Genomic DNA, 16154 nt, shown 5'->3' with positions numbered 1-16154 from the left:
TGCGATATATGAACGGATTGCGAGTGGTTCAATACTTAGCCACGTTGGCTTTTCTCATGGCTGCAACAGCCTGTACTACCTCGGTAGAGGCGCCAGCGGGCTCTGAACTTGAAGCCTTGGCCAAGAGTCCGAACGACCAACGAGAATACAGCACCTTTACCCTGGCCAACGATTTACAGGTAGTGCTTATTTCCGACCCAACGTTAGAGGTATCAGGTGCTTCGTTAAGCGTGGGCGTGGGCAGTTATGAAAACCCAGAGGAGTTTCCGGGTTTAGCGCACTATCTCGAGCATATGCTATTTTTAGGCACAGAGAAGTACCCTGAGGCCAATAGTTTTCAAACTTACGTACAAGAAAATGGAGGCTTCTCTAACGCCTATACCGCGACGGATCACACCAACTTCTTTTTTCAAATTGGTGAAGGTGCTTTCGATCAAGCGCTCGATCGCTACAGCGACTATTTTAAATCCCCTACTTTCGATAAAACCTACAGCGACAAAGAGCGCAATGCAGTCAACAGTGAATGGTCTATGGGTAAGTCTGATGACGCTCGTATAATAAATCGTTTGCGTGGTGTTACCGCCAATCCGGAGCACCCGGCACAACGTATGTCGGTGGGTAACTTAATGACTTTGGTCGATCAAGGAGATACCTCACTTTATAGTGCCATGAAAGATTTCTACCAGCGTTATTATTCGTCAAATAATATGAAGTTGGTGTTATTTGGTAAACAAAAATCCGCAACATTGCAAGCTTTAGCCGAGCAGCACTTCTCGGCGATTGCTAATAAAAATATCCAGCCGCCAGTCGTTTCTGTCACAGGGCTAACCGACTTGCAATCGGGCGAACATATCTACTATCAGCCGCAAAAACCCACCCGGCAAATGGTGATCGAGTTTCCCTTAAAAAATAACTCTAGCCAGTGGCGAGTTAAGCCTAATCGGTATGTTGCTAATTTACTTAGCTCAGAAGAGCCTGGAACGGCTGCAGAGGTGTTACGAAAAAAGGGTTGGATTGATAACTTTACCGTCTCCGATAGACCTGACTATTACGGTAAAGATGGCATTTTTAGCATTAATATTGGTTTGACTGAAAAAGGCATTGCTCACCAAGATGAAATTATTGCGACGGTCTTTAAGTACCTTGATTTAATTCGAACCTCTGGTGTTGATTCTGTTTATTACCAAGAATACAAGGCGATGCTAGCGAAACAATATGAGGACTTACAGGTTCCCAACCCTTTGAATCAAGCTGTGCATTTTTCACAGGTGTTATTTACCTTGCCAGCGCAACACCTAAACGATGCTTTTTATACATACCAGCAGTTTGATGCAAAAGCCGTTAAAGCGGTATTAGCTCAGCTGACTCCGCAACGGGCACGAGTTTGGCATATTAGCCCAGAGGCAGAAGTCGATACCAAAATCCCCTACTACGAGGGACAGTACCGAGTACAAAAATTTGATCCAGCCGAGTTAGACCGTTGGCAGACGCTTGGCCAAACCACAGAGTTACAGCTGCCGGCCGAAAATGACTTGTTTAGCACCGATAAAGCGCAAGTAGTTGACGCCAGTATTATGCAGCCGCGACAAGTGGTTGATCAGCCAGGTATTGAGGCGTGGTTGGTGCACAGTGAGTACCATCAGTCAGAGCACGGTTATCTGCAAGTTATGTTTAATACCGATCTACCGCTAAAAAGCGCAAAAAATAATGTGATGAGCGATTTGGTGAATCGAATTTTTGCGCTGCAAACAACTGCATTGCGCGATAAAGCAGGTCGTGCCGGTATTGGTATGGGTATCGAACGCCCGAAAAATAATCACGCTTTAACGTTATCTGGATACAGTGAGAAACATCCGCTGCTCTATCAGCGTTTGTTACAACGTTGGGTTAATATGGCGTTTAATGAGCAAGAGTTTACGATTGCCAAACAGGGATTTAGTGATTGGCTTGATGGCCGTGCGAAAGAAGAGCCCAGCCGCCAGTTATTTACCGAGTTAAACCGCTTGATGGTTGACCCTAGTTGGACGGACCAAGCATTAGCTAATGCGTTAGAAGAGATTACCTTAGAGGATATTAAGCAGTATCAGAAAGATTTAGTGAGCGACAATCGTGTGCGAATTTTCGCTTTTGGCAATTACAATAAAGCCAACGTTAAAGAGTTTGCCAGTATTACCCAAGCAACCATGCCAAATACTTGGCAAAAGCAAGATCGTTATTTTGCCCCTGTAACAAAACCAGTGATCGGTGAGCATACCAACTACCGGGGTGATATTGCCAAAACCGACAATGGTTTACTGCAAGCTTATTACTCGGATGACACCAGCCTAGATGTTGCCGCTCAGTTGTTTTTACTAAACTCGATTTTTCAGCAGGCCTTTTACAACCAGTTGCGCACGGAAGAGCAAGTGGGTTATGTGGTGGGTAGCAGTATTGACCGGATTGGCGATTACTGGGGTTTTATTCTCTATGCACAAACCACCAATACCGAGTTGGCCGATTTGAGTGATCGTTTTAACCAGTTTGTGGCAGATTACTGGCTCGAGCTGCAAGCGTTAGATAATGCGGTACTAGAGCAGTTGCGTGCCACTGTGATTGCCCAAATTAATCAGCCCCCCGGTAACTTTTACGAAGAGTACCCTAAGTACCTAAATGACTTTTATCGCGGTAACGACAAATTTGACACCCGTGCCCGCTTGATCAAAGCCATCAAAAACACCACCAAAGCGGGGGTAGTCGCGCGTTACAAAGCGTTAATGCTAGAGCAAAATGCCTATCGGGTGGATGTTGAGCTGCAGGGAACACAAGCTGCGCAACCCGCCGACTGATAAGCAATCAATCTAGACGGACACCTAGCAGCTGTACAAAAGCCGCTAGGTGTTAATTGGTTGGTACGCACCCAAACCGGGTTTACATTGCCGAAAAACTTTCGACCTGATACAATTTCTTTCGTTTCGAAACTTAAAGTATTGTATTTATGGCCAAACGCAACACCCAGTGGCGTCGGCGAACGATTCTTGACCTGTTGGCTGATGTCGGTGAGGTGACGGTCGATGCCTTAGCTGAGCAGTTCCAGACCTCAGAAGTGACCATCCGCAAAGACCTGACGGCGCTCGAGAGCAACGGATTGTTGTTGCGCCGTTACGGGGGCGCGGTACCCCTGCCGCAAGATTTGCTGCGCGATGCCGCCGTTAATGTCTCCTCTCCTTTAAAACACCAAATAGCGCGGGCCGCAGCGGCTAAAATTCGCGACCATAATCGCATTATTATCGATAGTGGCCACACCACGGCGGCGCTCTTGCCAGAACTATCGGCGCGCCGTGGTTTGGTGGTGATGACCAACTCCCTCTCTATTGCCAACGCCCTGTTGGAGCTGGAAAACGAGCCAACGCTACTGATGACCGGCGGTACTTGGGATGCCCGCTCGGAGTCCTTTCAGGGGCAGCTCGCCGAGCAGGTATTGGGCGCCTACGATTTTGATCAATTGTTTATTGGCGCCGATGGTTTGGATATTGAACGAGGTTCGACCACCTTTAACGAGCTATACAGTTTAAGCCGGGTTATGGCCAAGCTGGCGCGCGAGGTGATCGTTATGGCCGAGTCAGAGAAGCTGGGGCGGCGCATTCATAATTTAGAGTTACCGTGGCAGTCAATTACAAGCCTGGTAACGGATTCCAATATTTCCGCTGCCCAGCGCAGTGCGATAGAGGCGCATGGTGTCGAGGTTATCGTCGCCGCTGTCGTTCAATAACACTTAGGAGTTTGTATGTGTGGAATAGTGGGCGCTGTTGCCCAGCGCGATGTTGCCGATATTTTGCTTGAAGGATTGCGCCGCTTAGAGTATCGCGGCTACGACTCGGCGGGTTTGGCGGTAATACGCGAGGCGAACAACCTAGTGCGTTTGCGCCGTGTCGGCAAAGTGCAGGCGCTGAGCGATGCAATGATTGACCCGCTACCCGGCGGCACCGGCATCGCCCATACCCGCTGGGCCACTCATGGCGAACCCAACGAGCGCAATGCTCACCCGCATATTAGCCACGATGAAATCGCCGTAGTGCACAATGGCATTATCGAAAATCACGAGCAGCTGCGCGTTCAGCTACAACGGGCCGGCTACGTTTTTGAGTCGGAAACCGATACCGAAGTGATCGTGCATTTAATTCACGCCAGCTTAAAAGAAACAGATTCTCTGGTAACCGCGGTTAAAACGGCTGTTAGTCAACTGCGTGGTGCCTATGGCGCCGTTGTGGTCGATAGCCGTCAGCCGGACCGCATGGTGGTGGCCCGCTCTGGTAGCCCGCTGGTGATCGGTTTGGGCATTGGCGAAAATTTTGTTGCTTCTGACTCATTGGCTTTGCTGCCGGTTACCCGCCAGTTTATTTACTTAGAAGAAGGCGATGTGGCCGAGATCACCCGTACCGAAGTGGTCATTGAAGATGCCAGCGGTAAAGTGGTTGATCGACCGGCACAAGAATCTAGCGCCAGCTACGATGCCGGCAACAAGGGTGAATATCGCCACTTTATGTTAAAGGAAATATACGATCAGCCCCAGGCCGTAAGAAACGCGCTGGAGTCGCGTTTGGCCGATGACCACGTGCTGGAGCAATCGTTTGGCGCCCAAGCGTCGGAGATTTTTGCCAACGTAAAGCACGTACAAATTGTCGCCTGCGGTACTAGCTATCACTCGGCTATGGTGGCGCGTTATTGGATGGAGTCTTTAGCAAATATTGCCTGCTCGGTGGAGATCGCCTCGGAGTATCGCTACCGCAAACCTATCGTGCCCGAGGGCAGCTTGTTGGTGACTATCTCGCAGTCGGGTGAAACCGCCGATACCTTGGCAGCACTGCGTATGGCTCGCCACAGCGGTTATTTGGCAACGCTAGCTATTTGCAACGTGGGGGCATCGTCGCTGGTGCGCGAATCTGATTTGGCCTTCATGACCCGCGCTGGGGTCGAGATAGGTGTGGCCTCGACCAAAGCTTTTACCACTCAGTTAGTTGGTTTGGCGCTGTTGGTATTGGCTATTGGCCAACACCAAAACCTTAATGCACTTTTGTTAGAAGAAATGATCGCAGCGTTAAAATCATTGCCCGAGCAGCTTGAGCAAACACTGCTGTTAGCCGGCGAGATTGAAAAACTCGCCGAGGAGTTTGCCGATAAGCAGCACACTTTGTTCTTGGGCCGGGGCGATCAGTACCCTATTGCGATGGAGGGCGCGTTAAAGCTTAAAGAGATCTCTTATATTCACGCCGAGGCCTACGCCGCTGGTGAGCTAAAGCACGGGCCGCTGGCGCTGATTGATGAAGATATGCCGATTGTGGTGGTGGCCCCCAATAATGAGCTGTTAGAAAAGCTAAAATCTAACGTCGAAGAAGTGCGCGCCCGGGGCGGCTTGTTGTACGTATTTGCCGATCGGGATGCACGGTTTATCTCCGACGATACGATGCGGGTGATTAATCTTCCGCATACCCACCCGTGGATGGCACCGATTGTCTACACCCTACCCTTACAGTTACTATCGTATTATGTTGCCATTATCAAAGGCACAGATGTCGATCAACCGCGAAACTTAGCAAAATCGGTAACGGTTGAATAACCCAGATTAACAGCCTCGTTTTCAGGAGCAGGGATGAAGAAAATTCTAATAGGGATACCCGCCGCACTGGTGGTGTTTGTGGTGGCGAGCAAGTTGTACTACACCCACCAGCTGGATAAAGGTGTGCAAGAAGCCGCCACATCGTTAAAGATGGTAGGGGTAGAGCTTGATTATAAAAATGCCGAAGTGACTTTGGGCGGCGATATCAAGGTTGAGGGCATCTTTCTTCAACACCCTGCCAGCTACCTATCGGTCAGTATTGATAAGGTTGCAATCACCACTGGTAGTATATTCTCGGTACACGAGGTGCTTAATGATTTACAGCATCAGTTTGTTCCCGATGAGCTAGGGTTGGAGTTTGAAGGTGTTCGTTTACCCATTACGTTAATCAGTGACAACGCTAAAGATCCACTAGACTTACCGCGCATTGGTATTCCCAGTTGCGGTGGTGGTAGCGCCATTGCCAGCAACGAGTGGATTGATGTTGGCTACAGCAATATTGACCTAAAAGTCGCCAGTTTTAGCTATGACATTATTGGTGGGGGGCAACAGATTAACATTCGGTTTACCAACGAGGTGACGGATATGTATCGCGCAGAGTTAAACACCGAAGTTTCTTTGGGGGCAAGCTCGCGCTCAATGTCGGCGATAGCGTCCTCTCTAAGTAACGCGACATTTTTGAATTTTACCCTTGATTACCATGATCGAGGCTTGAATCAGAAAATATCATCCTATTGCCAAACTCAGTCAGAGCTGCAACAAGATCAGCTGCTTAGCCTGCAAACTCAAGATTGGCAAGATGCCTGGCGGTTACAAGGTCTAGAGGCCGGCCCTAAAATGCTGGAGCTATATCAAACCTTTTTGCAAAGCGCGGACTCTGTGACTATTAAAGCGGATGCCATTGGCTCTGTCAGTGCCACAGATTTTGCGATAGACAGCCCTTTTGCTATATTCAATCACTTTGCCTTGAGTGCTCAGGTAAATAATCGGGCGTCGGTTGATTTAGATATTAAAAAGCTGCCTCTAGATCAAGCCCAGAGCTGGAAGGCCGAGTATATAGCGGCAAAAACACCGGTTGCAGACAAAGAGATTGAAATCAATCTGCACCGCGATAAAAAGATTTATATCGACCTCGATAATTTATCCCGCCATGTTAACCAAGATCTATTTGTAGAAACCAAAAGTGGTAAAACCATCAATGGGCAACTACTCGCGCTGGGCGAAGATGACATACAGTTTCAGGTTACTATTGGCGGTGGATACATCGTCAGGCCTATAGAGTATCGAGAGATTAGTCGTGTTTATCGTATCACCAAGAGCAAACAATAACAGGAATATAACGCCCTATGGCTAGGCTTGACCAAGAGCTGGTAAATCAAAATCTCGTCGCAACTCGTTCGCTGGCGCAACAGCTAATTAAAGCCGGAAGTGTTGAGGTGTATTTGAGTGGTCATTGGGTACTGCAAACCAAACCAAGCTTTCAGTGCAGTGGCAAACAAGCGATTCGGCTGCTAGATACCGACGCGACTCAGTATGTATCGCGCGGTGGGCTAAAGTTAGCAGGTGCACTGCATCACTGTAAGTTAGATATCAGTGGCCTTGTCGCCCTCGATGTTGGACAATCCACCGGGGGCTTTAGTGATTGTTTGCTACAGTCGGGTGTAGCCAAAGTTGTTGGTGTAGATGTTGGCCGCGACCAACTGGTTGAAAAAATAAAAAATGATGCTCGGGTGGCCTATTATGAAGGCATCAACGCACGCGAGTTACCGGCTGATATGTTATTGCACCACACCGACGCTGGATTTGACTTGGCCGTTATGGATGTGTCATTTATCTCGCAAACGCTTATCGTGCCTGAGTTAGTGCCTTTGCTTAAGCCCGGCGGCCACTTATTGTGTTTGGTTAAACCTCAGTTTGAAGTGGGCAAAAGTGGTATTGGCAAAAAAGGTATTGTGCGCGATGCGTCGCTTTACCCCGATGTGCAGCAGCGGATAACCGCTTTGTACGAATCTCTCGGCTGTCGGGTCCACGACTATTTTAACAGCGCGATTACCGGTGGTGATGGTAACCGTGAGTTCTTTATCTGGGCGCAAAAAATGCACTAGCCCGCTAATAAAAGGATGTAAAGGATGACCCTCTATACCTTACCCGCACTCAAACTCAATGCCTGCCGCCGGTTTACCGTTTTAGGTTTAAGCGCGGTATTTGTATCACTTATCGCCTGCACCACCACTACCACAGAGTCACTTACACCTCGTTACACCAGCTCGTTGGTCAGTGTGCGCGAGCCCGGCTTTGTTTTTGCCCAGGGCGATAGCTACAACTGGTTGGGTGAGGTTGAGGTGGTGGCAAATGCCGAGCACAAGATTAAAGAATCAACCATAGCGCATATCCACGAAACGCTGGAGCGCGACTTGGCCGCTAGAGGCTACCGCAAGGTGCCGACGGGAGCCGATCACCTTATCGCGGCAACGATTATTGCCGGCGATGCCGTTAGCGAGTTGGATTTGATCAAACGCTACGATATCTCTCCGTCGTTAGCTCAGCAAACCGATTACGAGGCCGGTACTTTAGTGTTGCGGGTAATTAGCCCGGTAACGCTGCGCACACACTGGCGAGCGGCTATGGAGCTGTTTACTGACCCGACTGAGAGTGATGCTGAACGCATAATAAAGGTGGATAAAGCCGTCGATGCGTTTGTGCGTCAGCTTGCGGAATAAACTACATTGTCTTTAGGTTAGACAACTCATTACAATGGTAGTCAGTGTGAACTACGTCACAGGCGAGCTTGCCCTGCCACCTAATTATGCCCGAGGAAAATCATGAACCACATATTACCGCTGATATGGAACCCAGCCACCCAGAGCTATTGCCCCGCCCCCACGGCGGCGCGCAATACACGCAAAGGATCTGGCCGTAGGCTAGCGCTAGCGCTGGCCGTAGCTACCGCTACCAGTGGTGCCTACGCCGGGCCTACGGGCGGGGTGGTGATTGATGGCGACGCCAATATCGATATTCGTGGCAAGCTCACCGATATTTTGCAAAACACCCAGAACACCACCATCGTCTGGGACAACTTTGACATTAACGCCGATGAAATCGTTAATTTTATTCAGCCCAATGACACATCCATCGCGTTAAACCGCGTATTCAGCGCCGACGGCACCCAGATCAACGGCCAGCTTAACGCCAACGGCCGGGTGTTTGTGTTGGACGCCAACGGTGTCCTGTTTGGCCAGGATGCCAGTGTTAATGTCGGCTCGTTGGTCGCCTCGACCCTCGATGTCTCGCATAACGATTACACCAACTTTAGTTTTAGCGGCAACGGTAACCCCGCCGCCGTTACCAACCTCGGCCATATTAGTGTGGCGGACTCGGGCGCCGTCGCGCTGCTGGGCGGTCAAGTCAGCAACCGCGGCGTGATTCAGGCCAAGCTTGGCAATGTCGCGCTGGCGGCGGGCAACAAAATCACCCTCGATTTTGCCGGTGATGGCTTGTTGAATGTGCAAGTTGACGAGGCCGCGCTAGACGCGCTGGCCGAAAACCACGGCTTAATTCAAGCGAACGGCGGCCGAGTACTTATGACCGCCCACGCCAGCGATGCCCTGCTGCAAACCGTGGTTAACAACACCGGCGTGATTGAAGCGCAAACACTGCAAGAGCAAGATGGCAAAATTATGCTGCTGGGCGGCTTTAATGGTGGCACGGTCAGCGTCTCTGGCAAGCTCGATGCCTCGGCCCCCGACGGCGGCGACGGCGGCTTTATCGAAACGTCCGGTAACATCGTTAAAGTAGCGGCTAGCGCAACGCTTGATGCCTCAAGCGCCGATGGCGAGGCCGGTACCTGGTTGCTCGATCCCACCGATTTAGAAATCAGCTACAACCCCATGGGCGCTAACGATGACGTTAGCCATGTGCACACCCAAGCCCTGCAAAACTCGCTAGAGGGCGGTAGCGATGTCACCTTGCAAACTGTCAATACCGGTAGCGGCAATGGCGACATCAGCATCCTCGATCCTATTATTTGGTCGACGGCCAATACCTTAAACTTGGATGCCGACGGCGGCATTACCTTTAGCGACTATGTCCAAGCGCCGGGCGGCGGCCTAAACCTTACGGCACTGGGCGACATCACCACCGGCCTCGAGGGCCATATCAATGTTGCGGCCTTTACCCTAGAGTCTGGCGACTTTAGTCAAATAAGCGCCAATTTGCCGGTGTTTAGCGCCGACGATTTCACCCTTAACGGTGGCACCTTTACCCGCGCGGCCGGCGGTAACGGCAGCGGTTTACCTTTGCTATTGCAAGACGCTTATGGCTTGCAAGGCCTAGCGACGACACCGGGTTTTAATGCGACGCTGGTCAACGATATCGATTTATCGGGCATCAGTAACTTCACCCCGATTGGCACCGATGCGGCCCCCTACGAGGGCAGCTTTGATGGTGCTGGGCATTTTGTCGATAACCTCAGCATTAATAGCGGTGATTATAATGTCGGCTTGTTTGGTTTTGTGGGCACTAGTGGCTCGATTACTGCTGTTGGTCTACACGAGGCTAACGTCGTCGGAGGCGCCGATACCGGCGTGTTGGTGGGGCAAAATCAAGGCAGTGTCAGTGCCAGCTTTACCACAGGCAGCGTAACAGCGGATGACAGTGTTGGTGGGTTGGTGGGTTGGAACACCAACGGTGGGAGCGTCTCCAGCTCTTATTCAACGGCGACAGTGTCTGGCACCGGTGGTGCTGCCCGTGCGGGCGGCCTTGTGGGTTACAACGGCGACACCACCGGTGACGCTTCCTTTATTAGCGATAGTTGGGCCTCGGGTGCCGTGACAGGCGGTGTCGGTAATGTAGGTGGTTTACTGGGGCTAAACAATACCACAGGCGATATCAGTAATAGTTACTTTGACGCCGACACTACCAGCCAAATTGTCGCGATTGGCGCGGACACGGGTGCATCATCGGGCAATGCGGCGGTTTCTGGTAATGGTGGCCTCAACCCCTCAGCATTTGCCGAAGGCTCGTACGCCGCGCTCGATTTTAGCAACGACTGGTTTATCGCCGAGGGCTCCTCACGCCCTATGCTGCGCGCCTTTTTAGACGGCGGCAATATCTCTAACTTGTATCAGTTGCAAGGCATGGCCGCCGATTTAGCCGGTAGCTATACCTTGCTAAACGATATCGACGCTTCGGCCTCGGCCGACAGTGTGGCCGCTGGTAATGGCGGCAACTTTAGCGATGTTTGGGGCGGTCACGGCTTTGCACCGGTGGGCACGGCGAGTGACAAGTTTACCGGCACACTAGATGGTGCAGGGTTTGTGGTAAACGGGCTCACCATCAACCGGCCTAACCAAAACTATGTTGGCCTGCTGGGTTGGACAGACTCATCTAGGGTACAAGATCTAGGCCTAACTGGCGTAGATATTATTGGGCAACACTATGTTGGCGGTTTGGTTGGCTATAATGGTGGCAGCGGCAACGACAGCATTAGCACCAGCTACGCCACTGGCGCTGTGGAAGGGGGTTTCGATGTCGGCGGTTTGGTGGGCTATAGCGACGATAACATCGACAGCAGCTACGCCACCGTCACGGTAAGTGGTACTGATTATGTCGGCGGTTTGGTGGGCTGTAATAACGGCAGTATTGCCACAAGCTACGCCACCGGCACGGTAAATGGCTCTAATGATGTCGGTGGTTTGGTGGGTTACAACTACACTAATATTACCACCAGCTATGCCACGGGTGCGGTGTCGGGTAGCTCTTCTGTCGGTGGTTTGGTGGGTAATAATGTCGGTAGCGTTACCTCCAGCTACTGGGACACGTTTACCACCGGTCAACCAAGTTCTGACGGTGGAACCTCCGTGAGCGGCGATTGGAACAATAGTCCCGATGCTTACAACTCGGGCACTTACACTGGCTTTGACTTTACCTCGTCAGGTGATTGGTTTATAGCCGAAGGCTCCTCCCGCCCAATGCTGCGCGCCTTTTTAAGTGGCGGCGGCGAGATCCACAACCTCTACGACCTACAAGGCATGGCCGCCAACATGGGGGGCAGCTATACCCTGATGGACGATATCGATGCTTCGGCCACAGCAGATAGTGTCGCAGCTGGTAATAGTGGTGATTACTCCGATGTATGGGGCGGGCGCGGTTTTGCGCCGGTGGCTAATGCTTCCAATGCTTTTCAGGGGAGTCTCGATGGTCAAAATCACGTCATTAATCAGTTGAACTCTAATCGACCTGATCAGTTTAGCGTTGGTTTAATTAGTATTCTCGATAGCACTGGGCAAATAGAAAATATTGGCCTTGTTGACGCTACTATTACGGGCGATAACGTAGTCGGTGGATTGGTGGGCTGGAGCTATGGCGGCAGTATTGAACGCAGCTATGTGACTGGGACCGTTACTGGAGATAACCGAGTGGGGGGCCTGGTGGGTGATAATAACGCCGATATCAGCGACAGTTATTCCACCGCAGGTGTGAGTGGTACGAGTGACAATATTGGCGGGCTGGTAGGGCTTCATAATTCAGGCACAATTAGCACCAGCTATACCACTGGTATAGTAACCGGAGCCATTAATTCTGGCGGCTTAGTGGGTTGGAACGCCGGCGGCGGAAACATTACCACGAGCTTCTGGAACAGCACTAACGCCGACGGTATTGGCCTTAATGATGGCAACATAGATGCCGCCAGTACGGGCCTAACGTTAACCGAATTTACCCAGCTAACTAGTTTTGCCAGTTGGGGCGCGGATATAGACGCCGAGGGTGGCACAGGTAGCACCTGGCGCATCTACGAGGGCAACAGTGCGCCGCTGCTGCGCTCGTTCTTAACCGAGATCGAAGTCACCGCCTACGATGACCACCAAGTCTACGATGGTGGCGAATACGACGGCCTACACGATATTAACGGCACCACCGGCGCGGGCGTGCGTTACGGTGATAACTACGCCGAGTTTATCGCCGCCTTTGGCGAAGATGGCACACCCTATAGTTCGGATGACGTGAACAGTGCCGACTTAGAGTACACCGGCGACTCGCAGGGCGCGGTTGATGCTGGCACCTACGACTTAACCCCGTCCGAGCTGTGGTCGAATCAAGCCGGCTACGACATCGTGATGACCGACGGCACCCTCACCATCGAACAACTCGCCGTGAGAGTCACGGTTACCATTGACGATGCCAGCAAAATTTATGGCGAAGCCGACCCCAGCTTTAGTTGGGATGTAACCAATGGCAGCTTGGCCAGCGGCGATACCTTAACCGGCAGCTTGTCCCGTGAGGCAGGCGAAGATGTTGGTAACTACGCTATTACCGGCAATATTACCGGTGATTTAACCAGCGGTAACTACGACGTCACGTTAGTGGATGGTGTATTTACCATTACTCCGCGCGCCATTACCGTCGATATTGCCGATTTGGCCAAGGTTTATGGTAACGACGACCCGAACTTTACCTGGGCTATTACCGGTGGCAGTTTGGCTGAAGGCGATGAGCTATCGGGCACCCTGAGCCGCGTTGCCGGTGAAGATGTGGGCGGTTACGCTATTACCGGTACGTTGGAGGGCGACCTTGCGTCTAACAATTACACGGTAACTGTCGATGATGGCATGCTAACCATTACCCCTCGGCCGCTGGTTATCAGTGCCGACGACCTGGCAAAAATATACGGTGAAGAAGACCCCGAGCTAACCTGGAGTCAGGGTGGCACCGTGGTCGATGGCGACACCTTAATGGTCAGCCTGAGCCGCACCGAGGGTCAGGATGTGGGTTACTACACCATCACTCCAGAGGTAACCGGTGACGTAACGGGCGATAATTACAATCTGAGCGTTAATAGCGGCGCGCTGCAAGTAACGCCCGCCGCACTAACCGTAACCGCCGATGATATTGAGGCCTACTGGAACCTGCTGCCACCGTTTACCGCTAGCTTAGACGGCCTAACCAACGGCGATACCGAGCAAGATGTATTTGGTAACTCGCTGGTGGTAACGTCCGATTTAGAGCTGCCGATTCCGGGTGAATACACCCTAACACCCGTGGCGACACTGGCCAGCAATAACTACAACGTCACCTTTACCGACGGCGTTCTCACCCTGCTGAGCTCTAACCCCGGCAATGGCTACGGCGATGGTTTAACCAGTACTCAGCTGCCGGCCCGCGAAGCACTGGGTCGCGACGACCGCGCCAACATTTTTGAAGGCCGTGCCCTGCTTGATGGCAAGTTGGATGAGATCTCTTTAGGCGTGTACCAAGACGGTGTGCGCTTGCCGGATGAGCTACTGACCAATATCGGACTGCTGATGCCGCGCGCTGTGCTGTTTGGTATTAACAGCGACAAGGTCGACGACATCTACGTTGAGATGTTGCAAAACTTTGTGGCCAAGCTGGATCGCTACCCCGAGTTTAATTTGCTGATTGAAGGGCACACCTCGAATACCGGCCCGCGCTTGTTAAACGAAAAGCTTGCCCGCAAGCGCGCCATGGCAGTGTATAACTTGCTGGTTGAGTTGGGTGTTGATCCGGCGCGGTTGGGCACCAAAGGCTTTAGCTGGTTGCGACCTGTCGCCGACAACAGCACGCTGGCAGGCCGCGCGCTTAACCGTCGTACAGAAATTACGCCCGATCAGCCCAGTGCCGATCAGGACGCTAAAACTGACAGCGACGCAGATCAGTAACGACACACTATGACGGCGGCGTTTTAATGCTTTAGCTAGGGCGCCGCTGCAAACCCGAATTCAACCGCGTACAAAACGCGATGGAGAGGAACGCGTAACATGAAGTTACCCCCTGTTTTTAAACTGACGCCCCTAGCGGCTTTGCTTCCGGCCTTACTTTCAGGCGTGGCCTTTGCCCAAGTGGTGCCCGATGCCGGCACTTTTATTCGCGAGCTGGAAACCGAGCCCACGATGGAACCCGAGCGCGATAATCTAGACGTACAATTGCCCGAGCAAACCCAGCCCGTTCCGGCCGAAGGCGGCCAAGCCGTACTGGTCGATGAGTTTGAAGTCACGGGTGCGGTGACTTTTACCGCCGCCGAGCTTAAAGCGTTAGTGGATGATTTGGCCGGACAAACCCTAACCCTGGCTGAGCTGCAAGAGGCCAGCAATCGTATTACCCGTTACTACCGAGAGCGCGGCTTCTTTTTAACCCGCGCCTATTTACCACAGCAGGATGTTAGCGATGGCGTGGTCACCATCGACGTGCTCGAAGGCCGCTTGGGCAAAGTGGATTTAAGCAACGGCTCCCACACCCGTGATTTTGTTCTCAAGCGTCCTTTCCGTTCGCTTGAACCCAACCAAATGCTCACCGCCGATGACTTAGAAACCCCGCTACTGCGTTTGTCTGACTTACCCGGTATCGATGTGGCTACTACCTTAGTACCCGGTGAAGAGGTCGGCACCAGCGACTTAAAAGTCGATGTCACCCAGGGGCCTTGGGTTAATGGCACCGTCGAGCTGGACAACTACGGCAATGAATCCATTGGTGAGTATCGCCTGGGTGCCAGCTTGCAGGTTAATAGCCCGTTGGGGTTGGGCGACCGGTTTGATATCCGCGCGCTGGGCTCCGATGAAGAGCAAGTATTTTTTCGGGCGCAATACCAAATGCCCGTGGGCCCTTGGGCCACCGAGCTAGGCGTCGCATACTCGGATATGGATTACACCTTGGGCGGTAACTTTGAAGAGTTAGACGCGACCGGTAATGCGCAAATTACCACCGCCTTTGCTCGCCAGTCGCTGATTCGTACCCGCAACGCCAACCTCAATGTGCAATTGCAGTACGACAGCAAAGAGCTCGAAGACAAAATTGGTGCTTTTGCCAGCAACAGCGATAAAGAGTCCGAACTGTACACCTTAACCGTCAGTGGCGACTGGCGCGACCAACTGCTGGGCGGAGGCGTCACTCAGGCGGCGTTGTCTTACAGCCGTGGCGAGCTGACCATCAACAGCTACTTAGACCAAGTGATCGACTCTGTCACCGCGCAAACCGCTGGCGATTTTGAGCGCTGGACACCGTCGCTTATGCGCTTGCAAAACCTTGGCGGTAACTGGAGTTTGCACGCGCAAATTCACGGCCAGTTTGCCGACAAAAACCTCGACTCGTCCGAGAAGTTTAGCTTGGGCGGTGCCTATGGTGTGCGCGCCTACGCTCAGGGCGAAGCCTCGGGTGATGAGGGTTATATTGCCAACCTCGAGGTGCGCTACGATCTCAACAGTCAGTGGCAAGTTTTTGCGCTGGCCGATCACGGTGAGGTGGATATCAATAAAAACACCTGGGAGGCCGTCACCGATAACGAGCGCAGCCTATCGGGTGCCGGTATTGGTGCGCGCTTTAACACTCCGCACTGGAGCGCCAGCGCCACTGCCTCCGCCCCCATTGGCAGCGAAGACATCAACGGCGATGACGACGATGTGCGCCTGTTTGCCCGGGTCGTGTGGAAGTTTTAAAGGCGTAACATCCGGTTGCGGGCAACGGAGTTGTCCGCAACCTTAATTATTGAGTCTTTATTCTTAACCCGCCAGCCTCTGCGCTTTAATAAAGCATATTTAATATAAAGATTCGC

8 protein-coding genes are annotated in these 16154 nt (G+C 52.0%); all 8 read left to right on the top strand.

Annotated elements, in window-relative coordinates; all coding sequences use genetic code 11:
- Positions 1-8 precede the first annotated feature (8 nt).
- The gene (locus ACGHAD_RS17750; protein WP_382414294.1) at positions 9-2825 is read left to right on the top strand and encodes an insulinase family protein; all 2817 of its coding nucleotides are present in this window, start codon (positions 9-11) and stop codon (positions 2823-2825) included.
- Positions 2826-2974: 149 nt separating this feature from the next.
- A complete protein-coding gene (locus ACGHAD_RS17745; RefSeq protein WP_382414296.1) occupies positions 2975-3748 on the top strand; it encodes a DeoR family transcriptional regulator in 774 nt (257 codons plus the stop codon).
- A 15-nt stretch (positions 3749-3763) separates the two neighbouring features.
- Complete coding sequence (gene glmS / locus ACGHAD_RS17740) at positions 3764-5593, top strand: glutamine--fructose-6-phosphate transaminase (isomerizing) (RefSeq protein WP_382414298.1); 1830 nt, start codon at positions 3764-3766, stop codon at positions 5591-5593.
- Positions 5594-5626: 33 nt separating this feature from the next.
- A complete protein-coding gene (locus tag ACGHAD_RS17735; RefSeq protein ID WP_339616932.1) occupies positions 5627-6922 on the top strand; it encodes a hypothetical protein in 1296 nt (431 codons plus the stop codon).
- A gap of 17 nt (positions 6923-6939) precedes the next feature.
- Entirely contained in the window at positions 6940-7698 is a 759-nt protein-coding gene (locus ACGHAD_RS17730; RefSeq protein WP_382414300.1) for a TlyA family RNA methyltransferase, read from the top strand.
- Positions 7699-7722: 24 nt separating this feature from the next.
- Positions 7723-8313: a DUF4136 domain-containing protein gene (locus ACGHAD_RS17725; RefSeq protein ID WP_339616930.1), complete on the top strand. Its 591-nt coding sequence runs from the start codon at positions 7723-7725 to the stop codon at positions 8311-8313.
- 102 nt (positions 8314-8415) lie between these two features.
- Positions 8416-14268, top strand: coding sequence for an MBG domain-containing protein (locus ACGHAD_RS17720; RefSeq protein WP_382414301.1), 5853 nt, complete (start codon positions 8416-8418; stop codon positions 14266-14268).
- Positions 14269-14367: 99 nt separating this feature from the next.
- The gene (locus tag ACGHAD_RS17715) at positions 14368-16038 is read left to right on the top strand and encodes a ShlB/FhaC/HecB family hemolysin secretion/activation protein (protein WP_382414302.1); all 1671 of its coding nucleotides are present in this window, start codon (positions 14368-14370) and stop codon (positions 16036-16038) included.
- Positions 16039-16154 lie beyond the last annotated feature (116 nt).

The organism is Gilvimarinus japonicus (assembly GCF_042847215.1).
In the GTDB taxonomy this organism is placed as follows: Bacteria; Pseudomonadota; Gammaproteobacteria; order Pseudomonadales; family Cellvibrionaceae; genus Gilvimarinus; species Gilvimarinus japonicus.
The sequence above is the reverse complement of the archived record's forward strand: the minus strand, read 5'-3'. Positions and strand labels throughout refer to the sequence as shown.